This is a genomic window from Geomobilimonas luticola (assembly GCF_018476905.1).
Taxonomy (GTDB): Bacteria; Desulfobacterota; Desulfuromonadia; order Geobacterales; family Geobacteraceae; genus Geomobilimonas; species Geomobilimonas luticola.
Genome location: NZ_JAHCVK010000002.1, coordinates 373,146 through 390,698, shown reverse-complemented (window position 1 = coordinate 390,698; position 17,553 = coordinate 373,146). Strand labels below are relative to the sequence as shown.

The window sequence follows — 17,553 nt, the reverse complement described above, 5'->3', positions numbered from 1 at the left end:
TGTGAAACCGGGACACCAGGGACCAGGACCCAAGAAGCGGGCCTAAAGGACTTGTAAGGCCGGGATCCGGGTTTCAATTCAAAATTCATAATTCAAAATTCAACACTGCCTTATCTCTCGCCCGTTCGCTATGCTCTCTCGAGCACGCGGAGAGACCTTACCTTCTCTATGGTTTCAACCCAAAAGCTTTGTGCTTTTCTCTGTGTTCTCTTTAGGCCCGTAGTTTGGGTCCGCGAGAGACAGGTTTTAAAGGTTTTTAGAACCATTTGCTATACGCGTTATGCCATTTACCAATGTCGTTTCATTGAAATTGACCAGCAGCCCTAAAGGCTTATTGGCTAAGCGAAGATAGGTCAAGAGCTGCTTCTTATGAACAGGCATGACCTTATCCACTGACTTCAACTCTACGACAACCGATCCTTCCACCAACAAATCCAGCCTAAACCCTTCATCGTTGACCTTGATTCCCTGGTATATAACCGGAACTGGCACTTCGCTTTCTGTTTTCAGTTTTCGTTTTGCGAATTCGACTATCAGGCAGGATTGATAGACCGATTCAAGCAGTCCCGGGCCAAGCTCCTTATGAACGGTTATAGCTGCATTGATTATCTCGGAAGAGATTTTGTTTAAATCCATGCGTAAAAACCTTTGCCTCTCGCCCGTTCGCTTCGCTCCCTAGAGCACGCGGAGAGAATCTTTACTTCTAAAGGATTAACATCAAGAGAATTAGATTTTCTCTGTGTTCTCCGCGACCTCCGCGAGATACCAGATTTAAAGGCTTTGCCTCTCGCCCGTTCGCTTTGCTCTCTCGAGCACGCGGAGAGAACCTTAACTTCTATATGGTTTAAACCTTATAAGCACTTGCTTTTCTCTGTGCTCTCTTTAGGCCCGATTTGTGGGTCCGCGGCCTCTTTACTCGCCGAAACGGAGCGCAATTACCGTCCCGCCACCGAACAGGCAGCCATGCTCTTTCAGCAGTGCCCCATTCAAAGCGCCAAGTACCTGAGCGATGCGCTGGTGGAGGGGCCGCTCAAACACGGCGGTCACCACCCCCGAAAGCCAGACGCAGCGCATCGACCAGCTGCCGCTCGTGCACCGTCAGTGCCTGTTCATCCATGTGTCGCCAATTGCGCTCGTAGATGTTCCAAGCCTCTGTGGGGGACAAGGTCTCTACGCCATGCACCTGCCAGGCGAGTTGCTTGAGCTGAGGATAGTCAGCCAGGCGGACCCGGGCGGGTATCCACCCTTCCCTGCTCGCCTGCTGCGCCAACCCAGCCTCAGGGGCAGGAATGACCAGCCCGAAGTTCAAACCCAGCGCCGCCATGGCACTCGCGTAGGCCCCCACGGTCACCGCCGGCTCCCCTTTTTCGATGCGGTGCAACGTGATCCGCGACATCCCTGCGGCTTCAGCCAACGTAGTGGCGCTGATACGGAGCGCCTTGCGATGGGCGCGAATCTGCTCCCCCAGAGCCCTCAACTGGTCGGCAGCAATCCCGGTGGTTAGTGGTGGTTTAGCTGGCATAATGTTTCACATTATATACATAACAAGCAGAATGTCAATAACGAGCAACATTTATGGGGCCAGGGACCAGTGTTTCAATTCAAAATTTAAAATTCAAAATTCAACACTGCCTTATCTCTCGCCCGTTCGCTGATAAAAAACCTTCCCGACCCGCTCAATATGCTCACGCAGCTTTGGGTGACCGAGAGTGTCGAATATCAGCAGGTCGAAGGTGTAGGGGAGCAGCAGATCATCCAGTTCGGAGTCGATATCCCCCAGCTCGTTCACGGTAAGTGCCGCACCATGGAGACTCAAATCAATGTCCGACCCGGGTTTGAACGTCCCTTTTGCCCGTGATCCGTAGAGCATCGCCTTTTCTACCGCCGGGTGTCGTGCCAGTACGCCGCGGATTTGCTCAATTGTCTCGTCCCTGAGTCCGTACTGCATCAGGCATCCCGTGTCTGACCGGCCAGGACGGAAAATGTGGTGGTCATCTGCTCGAAAGCAGGGTAAAAGCGCGACAAGATACTGGTGACAACTTCATCGGCAGTACCCTTGTTATAGGTGTGGGTGCTGAGATTGCGCGACCTGATCATTTCCATCCATGAGTCGCCATCACTGATCAATCCATTTTTGAATGCCTCCCGGGTCGCTCCCTTGGAACCGATAATTCCCGCGATGCCCATCTCTTCAAGATAGTCCTTGAGCACATTCCAGGCGAGTTCATGGGTGAATTCAAATGCCTGGATCAATCCCTGCTGCTCCAGTTCCGACAGGTCGCGCTGCCGGGCCAGGTCCACCGCGCGCTGCATGGCTGCAAAGGCACAAAGATAATTGCCAAAGCGTTGTTTCCATCTGCTATCGTCAGTCATTGGCTCGTTCCTTTTAAAATCCGGGACCAGGGATCGGGGATCGGGGATCGGGGTTTCAATTCAAAATTCTTCAGGCCCGCAGTCTGGGTCAACATTCATAATTCAAAACTGCCTTGCCTCTCGCCCGTTCGCTTCGCTCTCTCGAGTACGCGGAGAGAATCTTTACCCTCTCCCTCGGGACCCTCTGGGCCTAAAGGAGAGGGTGGTGCAAGGCACCGGGTGAGGGGGTACCTTGAACCAAAATTTCCTTCAACCCTTCCACATTATGCCCATCACTCCCGAAGCAGCTGTAGAGCCCCATCTCCCGCATCCGCTCGGCGCTGGCCCGGGCCCGGTGGCCGTAATAGCCGGCGAAGCTCCCCAGGTTGCCCTGGAATGCGCATCCAATTTCTTGCAGGTAGGCAAGCAAGGAATTGGATGCCAATTTTGACCCAAGCTGCGGGCCTGAAGAATTTTGAATTTTGAATTTTGAATTAATCAATGAATTCAGAAAACCTTTTTGATTGGTTTCGCTCGGTGGCGGATCCAGCAGTTTGCACCGCTCGGGGTGGGCGATGAGGGGGGTGAACCCCTTCTGGCGGATGCGGAACAGGGTGCTCTTCACCAGCTCTTCCGGCACCTGCCGGGGGAGCTCCACGAGCAGCAGTCCCGTATCCCCCAAGGGGAGCGGGTCGTCCAGGCAATCGGCAAGGAATTCGTCCAGGTAGTATTCCCGACCGGGCAGGACGGTGAGGGGAATCCCCTCCCGCTTCAGCCGTTCCTGCAGTTCCCCTACCCCGCTCCGCACCGCGTCATTCCCCGCCCCGTACACCCCCTTGATCAGGTGGGGCGTGCAGTACACCGTCCCGTATCCCGCCCCCGCCAGCAACCGCGCCATTTCTATGGATTCGGCCATGGTGGATGGGCCGTCGTCCAACGCTGGCAACAGATGACAATGATAATCTGTTGCCAAATTTTGACCCAAACTGCGGGCCTGAAGAATTTTGAATTTTGAATTCTGAGTTATCAAACTTGTTCTCTGTGATGCTCAAGACCAGAATCGGTAAATCTTTATCTCACGCCCGTTCGCTTCGCTCACTCAAGACGCAGAGTCGCAGAGAAAATCACAAAGGCTTTCGGGGTATAACATCAAAATGCTTGATTCTAAGCCTTTCTTTGCGTCTCCGCGTCTTTGCGTGATACCGGTTTAAGTCTATTGCCTATTGCCTAGAAAAACCGTCTCCACCAAGGCTTCGCCTTGGCAGACGCTTTTTCCTCCTCACCATAATACCCATAGCCGTACCCATAGCCGTACTTGTAGCCGTAGTAGCCGTAGGACATGCCGCGCCCCGATTTGTCGTTGATGACGAGGCCGGCGACGGGGGCCTGGACGGCGCCGAGGAGTTCGCGCATGCGGGTGGCGGCCTTGGCGGGGACGCGGGCCGTTTCCATGACCACGAGGACGATGTCCGCCAGGGTGGTGAGGACCGGGGCATCGGTGACGGCGAGAACGGGGGGGGCGTCGATGATGATCTGGTCGTACTCCTCCCGGAGCCGGTCCAGGAGGTCGCGCATCACCACGGAGCCGAGGAGTTCGGAGGGGTTGGGGGGGGTAGTGCCGGCGGCCAGGAGGTGAAGGTTGGGAACCTCGGTGGTGTGGACGGCGGCGGCGAACTCGATATCCCCCGCCAGGACCTCGGAGAGCCCTGGGAGCTTGTCCACCCGCAGCTTGTCGTGGAGGGAGGAGCGGCGCATGTCGCAGTCGATGAGGAGGACCCTGGCGTCGGTCTGGGCGATGGTGATGGCCAGGTTGGCGGAGACAGTGGATTTCCCCTCGCCGGGGAAGGAACTGGTGAAGACGAGGACCCGCTTGTCCCGGTTGATGGCGGAAAAGTGGAGACCGGTCCGAAGGGACCGGAACGCCTCGGCCACGGAAGAGCGGGGTTCGGTGTGGCTGACGATGGCCTCGGCGCCGCTGCGCCGTTCGTCGCTCCCCCGGTCGATGTGGGGGATGGTGGCCAGGTGGGGGAAGCCGAGAAGCCGCTTGGCCTCTTCCGCATCCTTGACGGTGTCGTCCAGGTACTCCTGCAAGAAGGCGAGGCCGACCCCGAGCATGAATCCTGCAACCAGCCCGAGAAGGAGATATTTCAGCTTCTCGGGCTTGATCGGATTTCGTGGAACAATGGCGGGGTCGATAACGTTTATACTACTGATAGTCGAAGCCCTGGCAATCCGCGCCTCCTCACGCTTCTGCAGCAGCATCGTATAAATATCGGCATTAACCTTCGTATGACGCAAGAGTCCGGCCAGTTCCCGCTCTGCAGCCGGCAGCCGTTTGAGCTCCTGTTCATGCTGACTCCCAAGCTGGGTGAGGGAAGCCTCCAATTTCGCAAGGTTGTGCAGAGCCGTGTCATACACGGCAACCATTTTTCTCTGGATCTCGTCAATCTGTACCTGGAGCGCACGCACCTGGGGGTGGGAGTCCGTGACATCAGCCAGGAGAGCCCGTTTCTGCAACTCCAATTCTGTTAGTTTGCCAGCCATGGCGGCAACGCCCGGATCACCCTTCATCGCGGAGGGGGTATAGACCTTACCATTTTTCAGTGCATCCTTCAGTGCCACGATGGCAAATTCCACCTGCTTTTTCTCCAGAACAATCTCCGCTTTCTGCTTTTCCACATCGGAAACTTTTTGAATAGCATTCTGGGCTACGGCATCGAGGACCATGACTCCAGATCCGCTCTTGAATGTCTGTAAATTCTTTTCTGCCGTATCCAGCTTGTCGATCAAACCACCCAGTTGCTCATCAACAAACTTGACGGTCCGGTTTGCCTCTTCAGTCTTGAAGGCGATATTTTGTTCCAGATACACCTGACTCAATGTATTGACCACATCCTTCGCAACATATCTGTCTGTATTTGCGTAGGAGACCCGGATGATGCCAGTCCCTTTACCCACTTCAGCAGCAGCCAAATTACTCCGGATGCCAGCCACAAGAGGGTCGGAAGGTGCAAGCGACAGTTCAAAACCAGAACCTGGCGATCCGTGAAGTTCAGTCAAAAGTATCCGCAGCTTGTCCGACTGAAAGAGAGCTCCGCTCTGCCCTGATCCCAAAACTTTTCCGTCTGCATCTTTAATGTCGTAACTGTCAGCTCCCGTGACCTCTATCTTGTAAAGATTAGAGTCGGCAGTGAACTCAAGCAGCTTGAAGGTGAGATCGCTACTTTTATTGGTCACCAGCCAGTTAAGGTGCAGCCTTCTTACCACCTCTGCCGCATTAGTCCTCGATTTGAGTATTTCTATCTCGGCGGGGATGGAACTCTGCTGGTTTACACCCAGCTCGGTCAGCAGGCCTTTACCCTTTTCGCTCATGACGTACAGGGTAGCAGACGACTCATAAATGGGTTTCATGGAGAAGGTGTAAATCGAAACTCCGAGGAAGACTGCGCAGAAGGAGAGCAGAAAAATGCGCTTACGCCGAAATATGACCATGAGGTAATCGTTGAGGTGGACCTCGGAAGGTTGGGTTGGAACAGGGGAAAGACCGGTAAAATTTGGAGTCATGACAATCCTACTTTTGTGAAGTGTAGACGCACAGTTACCATCTATCGGCAAGATATTTGATCTGGACAAAAGGATTCAGGATACCGCTTATAAGATGGAGAGTCGGCAGCATTTCGCCGATGGCTTCATTCCAGGTTCCGACTAGACTTTTCGGCACGTACACAATGTCCCCTTCCATCAATATGAAGGGGCGTGCTTCTCCGGCGAGGATTTTATCGAGGTCGACAACGATCAACTCTCCGCGGGTCGGCGTGAGTGACCTCACAATGCGGACATTTTTGTCGTAACTAATGCTCCCTAGTCCCCCGGCGGAAGCAACCGCCTGATGAAGCGTAAGCTGTCCGTTCTTCATGGGAATCGGGCCCGGTGTCTTCACCGCTCCAAAGACGAAGACATTTTGGAGACTGTTGTCCGGCACGTATATAGTGTCACCGGGCTGTAGCCAGACATTCTGACTCTGGTCTCCATCATGGAGCAGGCTATAGATGTCTACCGGCATGATCTTCTTGTCACGTAGCAGACGGGCGCCGCGAAGGTTGGCAGTTGAATCGAGACCGCTACCAAGTGCCAGCCCCTGGAGCAGGTTAATGGAACGATCCATATAGTGCGTCCCAGATTGCTTGAACTGACCGAGAAGATAGAGGGGATGACTTTTGTATTCAACGACTTCGACCACAACTGAAGGATCTCGCAGATACTGCTTGAAGGCATCCTGCAGCCGGTCACGTATTTGCTGAAGAGAGAGTCCTGCCACCTGAATTGATCCCAGCAGAGGAAGTTGTATGGTGCCATTGACATCTACTCGGCTCCCCTTCCCCCCCAAACCGGCAAGATCACTTCGACCATAGATGGTTACCGAGAGGATGTCACCAGGCCCGACCAGGTAATCAGTAGTAGGGATGTCATTGGTCCCGTCACCCCTTACCATAACCGATTCTTTGGTAACAATGGGAGATGCTCCATTGCCATCAATCTCTTTGCTGGTTCCCGCGGGGAGGTCGGTGTAGGTGGCGCAACCGTTCAGAGTGACGAGAGCTGTCGTCAGTGAAATAACGTAAAATAAACGTATCATAATGAAATCCCTGGAAAAATTAGTCGCTCTTTATAACATAATTTCTCTGTAATGTCAAGTATTTATAAAAAATAATGTTTTCTAATACGGCGTCAACCCGTGTGAAACGATATTGTTACGCAAAGGTGATGCCAACGGGACGGACATGTGGAAAAATGATCAGGCCAAGGGGATTAAATACTTGCAGGCGCAGCGGAGATGTTTCGAAGGGGGTCAGACGACAGATCTGTGGTGACCACGGATCCGGCGGGATTCATGTCTTAGGTCGTCGTTGCCTGGATGCACGTTGACGTACCTTCCTGGATTTCAACATCTGCAGCGGGCTTACGGTCACTGCCGGCGCCAGTGTGGCCAGCCAGTCGGACCGGCCCAGGGCACGCAACACCTTCACCATCGTGGAAACTGTCGAACCTTTGCCCGACTCCAGATTCTTGACCGCGTTCAGGGCCACACCGGCCTGCTCGGCGAGCTGCTGCTGGTTGATGTTCTGGCGCAGGCGCAGGTCGCGCAGTTGTTGCCCGAGTTCAGCTTCCCACTCTTCTGCTGTTTTTGATATTGTCATATTATAGCCCTAAATAAGTCCATTGATGCAAAAAATATACATAAAGAACCTATATAAGTCTATAGTTAATTTATAGTACAACAGGACTGGTCACCCATTCGCTCGATACCTTGCAACCTACCTGGTCAGGAAATAGGTGCAGACCAGGAACAGCACCACCAGCAGCAGCAGGATACCCCACGCCAGCATGCTGGTGCGCGAGCTCTCTTGCGGGAGGGTGACTTCAGCCGGGGTTTCGGCACAACGCCTGGCCAGGAGCCGGGACGACAGCACGAAGACGATGATCCCCGCGACCCCCAGCCCCAGGTATCCCCGGATATCAGCGACCACCCAGTCGGTGCCCCGGGTAATGATCCACACCGTCGCCGCGAAGCCGACGACAGCCATGAGCCCCCCCAGCAGTTTGCCGAGCATGGCGGGAAGTTGTTTCAGTTCGGATTTTGCCTGTTTCACCATGTTCCCCATGGGACCTCCCGGATTATGATGCTCGCATGTGCCACGGTCTCCCCTACATGATAACGGATTAAAAGGGAGGGGTGGCGGGCGCGGCGTAGATTTTGAACTCGTCAAGGGCGCCGACGAAACCGCCGTATCCCGCCAGCCAGGGGTAGATGACGCCGTTGCTTCCCCGCGCGCAATAGGTCGCCAATTCGGCGTCCGGCTTGCCGTTGACGTATATCCTGGTGTATCCCCCGGCCTTGCTCCAGGCAACGGCGATGTGCGTCCAGCTGTCCAGTGGCACGGAAGAAGCGGAGGTAACCGTAGGCGAGACGCCTCCACCCCACTCCCACCCGCAGTTGTTCTCGATCTTCCCGTCGGCCGTGAGCGCTATATGCCCCACGTACCCCGAGTCCGGTCGCGGCCAGTCGAACCAGTTGAACAGCACGAGCGGGGAGGATTGGGGCGCGGTCGGGTATTCCGCCGGTTTGACCCAGAATTCCACGGCCCCTTCCACCCAGTTGCTGCCGGCGGGAATCCATCTCAAGCCCGGTTCCCGCAGATGGGTCACACCATCGAAAAAGAGCGCCTCACCCCGGTCATGGCCCTGGACATACGTCAACGCCATCCCGGGCAGCTTGACGACGGGATCTTCCCGGTCGAACGGATCATGCAGGACAACCTGCGGATTGACATGACATCCCGTGCCAAGCGCCAGAAATAAAACGGCCGCCGCCACCATCATCAACGTCTGCTTGCTCATGATTTTCTCCCCCCATCATCTGGCCGGTTCTATCTGCCTGACGGTCACCTGGCAAGTTGCGGTCCAGGGAGAGTACTCCATCGTGCAGTCCATGGGACCTGCCACCTCGACATGTTTGTGCTCGAACTGCATGACCTTGTCACGCATCTCGTCCGGCACAGTGAGCCTGACGCTGGTCACGACCCGTTCCGACCTGCTCCCCTGGGCAAAGTAGATCGGGGTGTCCAGGGCAAGCGAAGCACCTTTCTCACCGAGGGTGCCGTTAAGGCGCGTTTCCTTTGCAGCCGTCTCCACAAGGCTTCCCACTCCGCCAACCTTCTTGCCGCCGACGACCGACGTGCCTTCCTCAGCGTTGACAGACCCATAACCCAGGCCGGCTGCCATAACCACCAGCAGTGTGATCATTTTCACGAACTGTTTCATGCTCCGCTCCTTCAATCTGTTGAGTACCCTACCTGGCAGCGGGATCGGCCAGCCGCCCCATGAACAGGATGGCGCCGCTCCGGTTGTCCCGGATGAGATAGAGGAAGGGATGATCCGCCCGAAATACCGGAAAATACGGCATCGACTTCGTTATCATCTCCACGGCAGTGGCGGCAGCCGCCTCGGTACCTTCCTCGTTGACCTCGACAACGGCCTTGTGTTTGATCTGCCCGATGAACAGTTCTCCCTTCGGCCACCCCATGCCGGTGAAATCCGCGTTGGACGGGGAAAAGGCGTCGGTCATCCCCATGCTCTGGAAGGGAGCTTTCAGGTCATAGCCGGTTTCGACCTTGAATTTCGGCAGAAAGAGCTCTATTTCCCGTGGCTGCTGCGCATCAAGCTTCGCCAGCCACCCCTTCAGGACCTGGGGTGTGAGCTGTCGTTCCAGCGCGGGGAGTCCGTCCGTGCTCCGGGGAAGCAGGATGACCATGGAGAGGGACTTTCCTTTGTACGGCAGCGCGACCGCCTGGAAATCCTTTTCCTCCAGGATGGCAAAGTCGCTCTTCTGGTACATGAGGGGGGCCGTCACCTTTTTGCCCGGCGATACACTGAATGGTGCATCATGGGTGGCACCCTTCCGGAACTGGCTCTCCCAGGAACCCTTGAAGTAAATCGCATTCAGAAGCACGCAGACGGAATTGGCTGACAGCTCCGTGAGTATTTCCTCGATCTTCCCCTCGGTTTTCTTCTTGACCCAGCCGTTGATCTTGTCCAGGCCACCGGCAAAGCTCTCGGCATCGTAGCTGTTTTTGAGGGTGGCTTTGTACTCGTCACTCACGTTTCCACCGGTGAGAACCAGGGCACTGGCGATGTTCAGTTTCTGCCCGGATGCGCTGGCCGTGGCAGCAAGTTCTTTGTTCTGTTTCTTGAATGCAGCATTAAGGTCGGTCTGGTCCAACTGGAACTGGAGGACTTCCCTGATTTCACGTGCCGTATTCCCCCGGGCCCCGGCATAGGTCATCCCCAGGGCCGACGAGATGCTGTAGGGGGAAAAGAACAGGTTCCCCTCCCTGGTGCCGAGTTTGTGATACAACCCCGCGGCGAAGGCGTTGTTTCCCGTCACAACGCTTTTGGTATCCGCGGCAGATGCTTCGGTTGGTACGGGGAAAGGCGCCGCCAGAACGATGGTCAGCAGGACTCCTGACACCACAGAGACTACCCGTTTCATTGTTCTCCTCCATTAAAAGGTAGTGGTACCGATTTTAATGGTTAGACACCCGCGTGCATGGATTTGTTCCCAGGGTACAGAATATTTTTAACAAGAGAGAAGTTGAAAAGGCCGTTTCAGCCCGGCATCAGATATTCTGCCGGGATACGGCGCGCATATGCTGCATATGCTTGACCTCCGATTAACCGGCATTAGCCCCCTTGACTCATTCTTCGCTTACTTGCCGTGCCAGTTTCCGGGGGACGAAGCTGTCCGCCACCCTCCTGAAGACGGGAAGGGAGTCCTGGAACAACTCCCGGGGCGCCGAGTAGTGCAGGACGTAAAATCCGCCTGTGGCCGCGGGAAGGACATAGAGCAGCTCCTTCAGGGCCTCCGAAGCGTCGGATTTGCTCTGGGGAGACAGGTAGACCAGGCGCTCCCGCTCCAGCCCGAACCCCTGTCCACCCTTGAGTTGCACCTTCTTCACCGGACCGTATTGCTCCCGGGAGTTTTTCGTTTCTCCCAGGATGTTTGTGGAGTTTCGTTTCAGAAAATCCTTATGACCGTTGAAGTCCTCGTTGTCCGCGGCGTAAAAGGAGATATCGATGGACGCGCCCGATTCCTTCGTCAGCAGTATCCCGTAGATGCGGTACTCTTCGTCCTTTTCCTCATCACGCGTCAGATCCCAGTCGGTCGGGATCTCGCAGGAGAAATGACTTCCGTCCATGACATAGGGGCGATACTCCCCGGCAGCGGACGCATCGCCGACGGTTAGGCCGAGGAGTGCGACGAAGAGACCGATGGTGCCGACCAGCGCCTTCCTGACGAAATGACGTGTCATGCGGTCACCCTCCCCCATCAATCATGGCTGATGCTGGAAAAATCATCGGTGCTCCCTGGGTCGGGAGGCGTGTGGTGAATGTCCATGGGCGAAATGTCGTCCGACCGACGGTCAGACGTGCGCTGCCGACCGAACAGGAAGTAGGCGACGACGCCGACAACAGGGAGGAGGAAAACAGCCAGGAGCCACATGAACCTGGTGCCTCCCTTCATGGAACTGTTCCTGAGGATGGCGACAACTGCCGCGATCCAGGCAATCAGCTGAACAAGAAGTCCTATCTCGATAATTCCCATGGCAATGATCCTTCCCCCGATAGATTGGTACTTCGATAAACCCTGTTACGGCTTGAATGGCGGAGCCACCGGCATTCCGTAGATTTTCTACTCATCCAGTGCACCGACAAAACCACCGTAACCCGCCAGCCAGGGATAGATTTCGCCGCTTCCCCGCGCACAATACGTTTCCATTTCAGCGTCCGGCTGCGGCGCAGAATTGTTCCCATCCGCAGAAAACATTTAACACCTGCGCAGGTGTTCGAAGAAAAGGGCGAGTCTTTCCGGTTCCAAATCCCCGCTGGATATGCCCGGCATCATTGCAACGATACCGTCCCCGTCTCCTCTGACCTGGGCAAATCCATCCCTGAAGAGGGCGGTCAAGGCCAGCTCTGTTTCAGGCGCCAGAAAGTATCGACCCGCCTCTCTCCGGTCACTGGCCAGTAACCGCAGGTTGTCATCCAGGTGTTGCACGTTGAACGCGGCTTCCTTGAGAGTATTGAGGGATAGCGTCCGAAAGAGCACGCCGGTCCTCGGTTCGATATGGAAACGGAAGCCGGGCCCACCTTTTCTCCACACATGAAGCCTGGCCAGGGAGGGAGTCGCTGCTGACAGGAGGCTCCCCCATGCCATCTTGTCGTCCGGCACGACCCAGGCCCTCTCTTCCCGGCCGTCATGCATGCGGCTCATGTACGATCCCCCAAACCTGAACACCGCATTACCGCCAAGTCCCGCCGCCATGGTTTTGGCCGTCACGTAGCGCCGGTACTCGAAGGCGACGTAGTAGGCAAGGACGAAGAGCGCCAGTGCCGAGAAAAGAACAGGGATGAGCATGCGTGCCCTCTTTCCTATTTCGCGCCGTGCGACTTCAACAGCTCGGCAATGTCGGCAAAGTTAAAACGGACGGCTCGTTGCAACGGCGTGGTGCCCATGGTGTCCCTGGTGTTGATGTCCGCACCGTTTTCGATGAGCAGCAGCACACTTTCCTTGTGCCCCCCGCGGACGGCAGCCTGGAGAGGGGTGCTCCCCTCGTTGTCCCTTGTGTTGACATCCGCGCCTGCCGCCAGGAGCAGACGGGCGAGTTCAATGGCACCCGACCTGCTTACGGCCCTGAGCGGGGCGTAGCCATAGCTGTTTTTCGCATTCACGTCCGCACCCTTTTTGATGAGGAGACCGGCAATTTCGGCGTGGTTCTCGTGGGCGGCCGCATACAGGGGGGTATTCTCTTCTGCATTCCTGGCGTTGATGTCGGCACCCTGTTCGAGCAGTGCGTTGACGACAGGTGCATGGCCATAATGGGAGGCAAGGTGCAAAAATGTATTTTTTGATTGTTCGTTCCGGTAATTCACGTCGGCACCCTCTTCGAAGAGCATCTTGACCACCTTCGGGTTTCCGTAACCCCGGTGAAGATAGTCGAAGAGTGCCCGGGATACCGCCGCGTTGTCTGCCGTGCGCATCTTGTCGAGCAATAGCCTGACGACGTCACGATGTCCCTTTTCACTGGCAATGATCAGCGGCGTACTGTCGCCACGTTCTTCCATGGCCGGCCGTACCTCTTTTCCAAAAAAACGTTCAAAAACATCATCGAAGAGATCGCGGTCTCCGGTCTCGACCGGTTGAGGCACGGTACTCTTCACGGCCTTGTCCACCTGCGCACCCTTGTCGAGCAGCAGCCTGACGATTTCCAGATGACCCTCCTGGCTGGCAAGATACAGGGGCGTAAGACTGTTGTTCGCTGCCTTGTCAGCCTGGGCCCCCTTTTCAAGCAAAAGTCTGACAACATCAGTCCGACCTTGACCACTGGCCATGATGAGCGGCGTGACACCATCGTTCATAGCGGCATCCACCTGCGCGCCGTTCTGGAGCAGCAGCCCGGCTATCTCTGGATGGCCTTCTCCACTGGCGGCAATGAGCGGCGTACCGCCGTCGTTCATCCCCTTGTCGACCTGCGCGCCTTTTTTCAGGAGAATTCTGGCAACATCGACATGGCCGTGGGAACAGGCAATGTACAGGGGTGTGGCCCCATCCGTTTCCGCCTTGTCCACCTGGGCCCCCTTGTCGAGCAGCAGTTTGACGATTTCGAGGTGGCCTTGCTGACTGGCAACGTACAACGGCGTAGCGCCGCTGTTCTGTTCCTTGTCCACCTGCGCCCCCCTGGCAAGCAGCAGCTTGACGGTTTCCACGTGGCCTTTCAGGCTCGCAGCGAACAGCAGGGTGGACCTGTTGGGGTTCGTCGTATCGATGTCCGCCCCCTGGTCGAGGAGAGCCTTGATCTCGTCCAGGTGCTGTGCCGACAGGTCCATCGTGATCAACCCCTGCAGCTTCGTCGTCGCAGCAGGGTTGTCTGCCGCGAGGACTCCCGTGGTGCAAAAGGAAACGATCATGAGACATGCAACCATGTAGTTCTTCATTACATCTCCTCCCTGTCACGAACGATCAGGAAATCATCTCGACCGGCGGCGCGCGGTGATCGCGTCGAGCCTTCTCTTCATCCCCAGCCGTATCCTGGTCAGAGGGGAACTCAGTTCATCGCTGAACAGCCTCTTTTCTATGGCATGAAAACAGTATGGGTCGTTATGCAGCCGGCCTGTTTTCATGAGGGACATCTCGTTGCAGCCACCCTTGCACTTGTGGAGATGGTCGCAGCTCGCGCAATGTTCACCGGCATCGTCTGCGGTGAACCTGCGGGAATAGGGAAAGGCCGACTCGTCGTTCCATACCTCGCCAATATCCCTCTCCCTGACGTTGCCTTCCAGGGTCGAGTCGTTCATGGAGAGGCAGCCCTTGATGGCGCCGTCGCTCTGTATCCCCAGAACGGATATGCCGGCCTGGCACCCGGTCCACTCGGGGGAAAGGGAGATGTTGTGCAGCAGCATCGAATTGAAGCCGAGATCATGGGCACCCATGACCGGCATCCGCTTGACGGAATATTCTTTTCTCGTCGCCGCGATGAACATCCCCACGGCATAAAATTCCTCCTCATCGAGAAGGAGTTCCGGCGGAAATCTCCGCCCTTCGGACCCTGCAACCTGTATCTGCCACGCGATATTCCTGTCCAGTAGGAGCGTCCTGAGTGCAGGCAGCTCCTTGAGGTTCATCTTGTGGACGGTGGTGATGACACTTACCGGCAATCCCTCCTCGAGCGCAGTACCTATGAACTCGGATGTTTTCTCGTACACCCCCCTGCGGTCCCGTATCTGGTCGTGGAGTTCGGGTTCCGCGGCATCGAGACTCACCGCAACCGTTCTCGGCTCCAGTGCCTTGAGTTTTGAGAAGGTCTCCCGGTCGTGAACCGTCCCGTTGGTTATCACGGTGAGTTCCATGCCGAGAGCCCTGATCAGCGAGGCTATACGCCAGAAGTCTTTCCGCAGGAGAGGCTCGCCTCCCATTAACGTGATCCCGCGGCAGCCGGTCTTTTTCAGGTCGTGGCAAAGTCTTTCGGCTTCGGCAGTCGTCAGCTCGTCGCACCGTTTCGCGCCGGCGCTCGAACCGCAATGCAGGCAGTTGAGATTGCAGTCGAGGGTAAATTCCCACACGACATTTGCCAGGGTGTAGTTATTCTGCATTCTCGAAATCCCTGATACCTACACCACCGTATTTGTGCCCCATGAAGGGAGGGTTCTCCGGCTCCTCGGCTTTCCGGTCGATACACACACTGGTGCACTCTTCTCGCGTCTCGAACGGCACCACCCCGTCACAGCCGCCATAGAAGAAAGGTTTGCATTCGTTTGCGCCGGCATCGAAATAGTATCTTTCGAACATCGCCTTGCAGGGACCGCGTTCCGGCTTGAGCCCGCAACGTGCCGGCAACGGTTTTGACCCGTCGTTCCCGGGAGGATAGAGAGTTTTGGCATCGCTGGAGTCACTCCATCCGAATGTGACCAGCGAAAGCATCAGGGCAAAAAAACCGGTAATGCCGATCTTTGTTAACTTCGCCACCTCCATTTTCGTGAGGTTGGTCTTTTCTCCAAGTTGGGCCATCTTCTTATTCATCTTCCCCTCCTTTTCTTACGGAGACAGGGAGCGCCCTCAACTTCGGGCGATATGGTCTCACTTGTCATTCCTGACAATAAGTATTGGGGAATTTCCCCTTGCACTCGTAAGGCGCACAGCACGGCGTGCCGTTCAGGATACAGGTCAGCCCCTTCTCGATGCAGCTATTGGCCAGTTCGGTGGTAAAGGGGAGAGCGCTACGTGTCGGCACGTACGCCAGCAGGACGTTTCCGGTATTCTCGCTCTTTTGCTGACATTTTTTGACACAACCGCTGACGCCATGCAGACAGTGCTCAACGCACCTGGCCGCTTCCGGAGAGTCCTCCTTCGTTGTCTGCCGGCACAGATTCAGGCACGTCTGGAAAGGACCATCACAATCGGATTCACAATCAGCGAACGCGACACCCGCCATCGCCAACCCTAAAAACATTGCCCAAATCAACTGTTTCATGTTCTCCTCCTTTAACTGTTTGTAGTGAACTCTTCGCCATTACCAGACTTGCAGTATCTCTGCATCCCACCCGACTTTGTTATCAATGATACTATCCTTATCGCCATACCAAAATTTGTCCTTCAACGGGAATTTTTGTGTGGTCAACACATCCTGCGGGTCAAGGTGAATGTCGATTGTATGAACCTGAGAATACATCATCTGCTTATTTTCGTTTTTCCAGATCTTTAACCTGAATTTGATATGGTCCACAGGCATGGCACCGATATTTTGAACTCTCAATTGCCATCCGGTAATAACCCACTGCGCTTCATTACCCCCATTGAGCAGAATCCATTCTCCCACATTGAACCCGGAAATGAGCCTGACGTCATGTATCCTCGACGTACGTATTTCCGGCGAACTGGCACACCCGCACATGAGCAAACCCACCACCAGGGCCAATGTTGCTGACACCAATCCAAACTTGTTCATTGTCATCCCCTCATACCTTCAGCCATGGGTCACAACCCACTCGCCCTATTCCTCGCATACCTTCCTGCAGGCTTCCAGGGTATCGAAGGGGAACACGCCGCCACAACCCGTGAACTCCCTGCACACCTTGGCCTTCACGTCGAAATAGGCCCCTTCCAGCAACGCCTTGCACGTCCCGTCAGTCGGTTCCAGATGACATCTCCTCCTGATGTCGGCCTGCGTCCCGTTTTTCAACAGTGTGCTCAGATGGACGGCCGCCTCTTTGTGCCCGTTGAACAGGCAAAAATCGATGTCGTCGGCAGTGGGCTTGACACCCTTTTCTGCCAGGGTGCGCACGATGTTCATGTTTCCCGATGCGCAGGCATCGTGAAAGGTGACCTTCTGTGGCTGTACCCCTTTTTCGAGAAGGAGGGCAAAGATATCCTCGTATCCCTTTCGCGCTGCGTCGATGAGTGCACTTTCGTCGTAACCGAAGCCGTTCTTCAGGAAAATCAGGGCGAGATCCCTCCGTTCCCGCCGTATCGCCTCATCGAGCAGGGTTGCATGGGACGGTCTCGCGAGATCAACCCCTTTTCCCATAAAGAGGTTGGCGACCTCGATCGCCCGTTTCTTCTGGTCCCAGAAAACGATGCTGCGCAGGGGGGTCTCGTCGTACTTGTTCTCCCGGTTCACGTCCGCACCCTTATCCAGGAGAAGGCCGACGACCTCATAGGCGCTATAGCTCATGGCTTCGTGGAGGGGGGTCCTCTTGTCGTCATCTGCGGCGTTTATGTCCGCGCCCCGTGCCAGCAGCGATGCGGCAATGTCACGGTAATTTTTCAGGGCGGCGTAATGGAGCAGGGTCTTCCCGCCACGGTACCGAGCGTTTACATCCTTCCGGGAATCGACATACGTGCGCATCCGCTGCGGGTCGCCCGAGATGTTCTCTATCTCTTTACGGGGGTCCCTGAGCGGTCGGTGTGTCACGGTGTCATCATGGTCGTCGCCGTGGGCCTGTGCGTTGGTCGTGAGAAGTGACAGGCAAAGTATCGTACATCCGGCAAGGACACCCGCTTTATTCATACTGATTGTTTTGCTACCCATTGTTGCCCTCTTATGCATTATTTGGCGAACACACGCTTACTGCGCTCAGTCGGTGCCA

Annotated in this window: 22 protein-coding genes; all 22 read right to left on the bottom strand. The window is 55.8% G+C overall.

All coding sequences use genetic code 11. The annotated features are described in order from the left end of the window. Positions 1-246: 246 nt before the first annotated feature. Positions 247-636 carry a GxxExxY protein gene (locus tag KI810_RS08500; protein ID WP_214175077.1) on the bottom strand — a complete coding sequence of 130 codons (390 nt, stop codon included), beginning with the start codon at positions 634-636 and terminating at the stop codon, positions 247-249. A 276-nt stretch (positions 637-912) separates the two neighbouring features. Beyond that, entirely contained in the window at positions 913-1,038 is a 126-nt protein-coding gene (locus KI810_RS17450) for a hypothetical protein (protein WP_281412568.1), read from the bottom strand. Further along, entirely contained in the window at positions 1,031-1,522 is a 492-nt protein-coding gene (locus KI810_RS08495) for a helix-turn-helix domain-containing protein (RefSeq protein WP_214175076.1), read from the bottom strand. Before KI810_RS08495 ends, KI810_RS17450 begins: the two co-directional genes overlap by 8 nt. A 111-nt stretch (positions 1,523-1,633) precedes the next feature. Next, positions 1,634-1,948 carry a nucleotidyltransferase domain-containing protein gene (locus tag KI810_RS08490; RefSeq protein ID WP_214175075.1) on the bottom strand — a complete coding sequence of 105 codons (315 nt, stop codon included), beginning with the start codon at positions 1,946-1,948 and terminating at the stop codon, positions 1,634-1,636. Then, on the bottom strand, positions 1,948-2,373 hold the full coding sequence (locus KI810_RS08485; protein ID WP_214175074.1) for a nucleotidyltransferase substrate binding protein: 426 nt from the start codon (positions 2,371-2,373) through the stop codon (positions 1,948-1,950). The genes KI810_RS08490 and KI810_RS08485 overlap by 1 nt, the downstream gene beginning before the upstream one ends. Before the next feature lie 190 nt (positions 2,374-2,563). Continuing rightward, on the bottom strand, positions 2,564-3,325 hold the full coding sequence (locus KI810_RS08480; RefSeq protein ID WP_281412567.1) for a tyrosine-protein phosphatase: 762 nt from the start codon (positions 3,323-3,325) through the stop codon (positions 2,564-2,566). 254 nt (positions 3,326-3,579) lie between these two features. Further along, a complete protein-coding gene (locus tag KI810_RS08475; RefSeq protein ID WP_214175072.1) occupies positions 3,580-5,916 on the bottom strand; it encodes a GumC family protein in 2,337 nt (778 codons plus the stop codon). A gap of 34 nt (positions 5,917-5,950) precedes the next feature. Next, positions 5,951-6,988, bottom strand: a complete 1,038-nt coding sequence (locus KI810_RS08470) for a polysaccharide biosynthesis/export family protein (protein WP_214175071.1) — start codon at positions 6,986-6,988, stop codon at positions 5,951-5,953. Between the two features lie 253 nt (positions 6,989-7,241). Then, positions 7,242-7,550, bottom strand: a complete 309-nt coding sequence (locus KI810_RS08465; protein WP_214175070.1) for a helix-turn-helix transcriptional regulator — start codon at positions 7,548-7,550, stop codon at positions 7,242-7,244. A 117-nt stretch (positions 7,551-7,667) separates the two neighbouring features. Then, the gene (locus KI810_RS08460; RefSeq protein WP_214175069.1) at positions 7,668-8,015 is read right to left on the bottom strand and encodes a hypothetical protein; all 348 of its coding nucleotides are present in this window, start codon (positions 8,013-8,015) and stop codon (positions 7,668-7,670) included. A gap of 58 nt (positions 8,016-8,073) precedes the next feature. Then, the gene (locus tag KI810_RS08455; RefSeq protein ID WP_214175068.1) at positions 8,074-8,751 is read right to left on the bottom strand and encodes a LamG domain-containing protein; all 678 of its coding nucleotides are present in this window, start codon (positions 8,749-8,751) and stop codon (positions 8,074-8,076) included. Between the two features lie 15 nt (positions 8,752-8,766). Further along, the gene (locus KI810_RS08450) at positions 8,767-9,174 is read right to left on the bottom strand and encodes a hypothetical protein (protein ID WP_214175067.1); all 408 of its coding nucleotides are present in this window, start codon (positions 9,172-9,174) and stop codon (positions 8,767-8,769) included. A 28-nt stretch (positions 9,175-9,202) separates the two neighbouring features. Beyond that, positions 9,203-10,402 (bottom strand): serpin family protein, encoded by a 1,200-nt coding sequence (locus KI810_RS08445; protein WP_214175066.1) that lies wholly within the window; start codon positions 10,400-10,402, stop codon positions 9,203-9,205. A gap of 205 nt (positions 10,403-10,607) precedes the next feature. Then, positions 10,608-11,222 carry a hypothetical protein gene (locus tag KI810_RS08440; protein ID WP_214175065.1) on the bottom strand — a complete coding sequence of 205 codons (615 nt, stop codon included), beginning with the start codon at positions 11,220-11,222 and terminating at the stop codon, positions 10,608-10,610. A gap of 17 nt (positions 11,223-11,239) precedes the next feature. Further along, positions 11,240-11,515, bottom strand: coding sequence for a PLD nuclease N-terminal domain-containing protein (locus KI810_RS08435; protein WP_214175064.1), 276 nt, complete (start codon positions 11,513-11,515; stop codon positions 11,240-11,242). 222 nt (positions 11,516-11,737) lie between these two features. Further along, positions 11,738-12,328: a hypothetical protein gene (locus tag KI810_RS08430; RefSeq protein ID WP_214175063.1), complete on the bottom strand. Its 591-nt coding sequence runs from the start codon at positions 12,326-12,328 to the stop codon at positions 11,738-11,740. Positions 12,329-12,342: 14 nt separating this feature from the next. Then, positions 12,343-13,905, bottom strand: coding sequence for an ankyrin repeat domain-containing protein (locus KI810_RS08425; protein WP_214175062.1), 1,563 nt, complete (start codon positions 13,903-13,905; stop codon positions 12,343-12,345). 33 nt (positions 13,906-13,938) lie between these two features. Beyond that, complete coding sequence (locus KI810_RS08420) at positions 13,939-15,060, bottom strand: radical SAM/SPASM domain-containing protein (RefSeq protein ID WP_214175061.1); 1,122 nt, start codon at positions 15,058-15,060, stop codon at positions 13,939-13,941. Further along, entirely contained in the window at positions 15,050-15,487 is a 438-nt protein-coding gene (locus tag KI810_RS08415) for a BPTI/Kunitz domain-containing protein (protein ID WP_246525380.1), read from the bottom strand. The genes KI810_RS08420 and KI810_RS08415 overlap by 11 nt, the downstream gene beginning before the upstream one ends. Before the next feature lie 64 nt (positions 15,488-15,551). Beyond that, positions 15,552-15,938 carry a hypothetical protein gene (locus KI810_RS08410; protein WP_214175060.1) on the bottom strand — a complete coding sequence of 129 codons (387 nt, stop codon included), beginning with the start codon at positions 15,936-15,938 and terminating at the stop codon, positions 15,552-15,554. A gap of 39 nt (positions 15,939-15,977) precedes the next feature. Next, on the bottom strand, positions 15,978-16,412 hold the full coding sequence (locus KI810_RS08405) for a hypothetical protein (RefSeq protein WP_214175059.1): 435 nt from the start codon (positions 16,410-16,412) through the stop codon (positions 15,978-15,980). 45 nt (positions 16,413-16,457) lie between these two features. Then, positions 16,458-17,495, bottom strand: a complete 1,038-nt coding sequence (locus tag KI810_RS08400; protein WP_214175058.1) for an ankyrin repeat domain-containing protein — start codon at positions 17,493-17,495, stop codon at positions 16,458-16,460. Positions 17,496-17,553 lie beyond the last annotated feature (58 nt).

Coding starts and splice junctions, on each gene's coding strand:
- KI810_RS08440 (WP_214175065.1), bottom strand. CDS start 11,222: ATGACACGTCATTTCGTCAGGAAGGCGCTGGTCGGCACCATCGGTCTC.
- KI810_RS08470 (WP_214175071.1), bottom strand. CDS start 6,988: ATGATACGTTTATTTTACGTTATTTCACTGACGACAGCTCTCGTCACT.
- KI810_RS08465 (WP_214175070.1), bottom strand. CDS start 7,550: ATGACAATATCAAAAACAGCAGAAGAGTGGGAAGCTGAACTCGGGCAA.
- KI810_RS08435 (WP_214175064.1), bottom strand. CDS start 11,515: ATGGGAATTATCGAGATAGGACTTCTTGTTCAGCTGATTGCCTGGATC.
- KI810_RS08460 (WP_214175069.1), bottom strand. CDS start 8,015: ATGGGGAACATGGTGAAACAGGCAAAATCCGAACTGAAACAACTTCCC.
- KI810_RS08445 (WP_214175066.1), bottom strand. CDS start 10,402: ATGAAACGGGTAGTCTCTGTGGTGTCAGGAGTCCTGCTGACCATCGTT.
- KI810_RS08400 (WP_214175058.1), bottom strand. CDS start 17,495: ATGGGTAGCAAAACAATCAGTATGAATAAAGCGGGTGTCCTTGCCGGA.
- KI810_RS08405 (WP_214175059.1), bottom strand. CDS start 16,412: ATGAACAAGTTTGGATTGGTGTCAGCAACATTGGCCCTGGTGGTGGGT.
- KI810_RS08500 (WP_214175077.1), bottom strand. CDS start 636: ATGGATTTAAACAAAATCTCTTCCGAGATAATCAATGCAGCTATAACC.
- KI810_RS08420 (WP_214175061.1), bottom strand. CDS start 15,060: ATGCAGAATAACTACACCCTGGCAAATGTCGTGTGGGAATTTACCCTC.
- KI810_RS08410 (WP_214175060.1), bottom strand. CDS start 15,938: ATGAAACAGTTGATTTGGGCAATGTTTTTAGGGTTGGCGATGGCGGGT.
- KI810_RS08415 (WP_246525380.1), bottom strand. CDS start 15,487: ATGAATAAGAAGATGGCCCAACTTGGAGAAAAGACCAACCTCACGAAA.
- KI810_RS08430 (WP_214175063.1), bottom strand. CDS start 12,328: ATGCTCATCCCTGTTCTTTTCTCGGCACTGGCGCTCTTCGTCCTTGCC.
- KI810_RS08455 (WP_214175068.1), bottom strand. CDS start 8,751: ATGAGCAAGCAGACGTTGATGATGGTGGCGGCGGCCGTTTTATTTCTG.
- KI810_RS08490 (WP_214175075.1), bottom strand. CDS start 1,948: ATGCAGTACGGACTCAGGGACGAGACAATTGAGCAAATCCGCGGCGTA.
- KI810_RS08485 (WP_214175074.1), bottom strand. CDS start 2,373: ATGACTGACGATAGCAGATGGAAACAACGCTTTGGCAATTATCTTTGT.
- KI810_RS08475 (WP_214175072.1), bottom strand. CDS start 5,916: ATGACTCCAAATTTTACCGGTCTTTCCCCTGTTCCAACCCAACCTTCC.
- KI810_RS08450 (WP_214175067.1), bottom strand. CDS start 9,174: ATGAAACAGTTCGTGAAAATGATCACACTGCTGGTGGTTATGGCAGCC.
- KI810_RS08495 (WP_214175076.1), bottom strand. CDS start 1,522: ATGCCAGCTAAACCACCACTAACCACCGGGATTGCTGCCGACCAGTTG.
- KI810_RS08425 (WP_214175062.1), bottom strand. CDS start 13,905: ATGAAGAACTACATGGTTGCATGTCTCATGATCGTTTCCTTTTGCACC.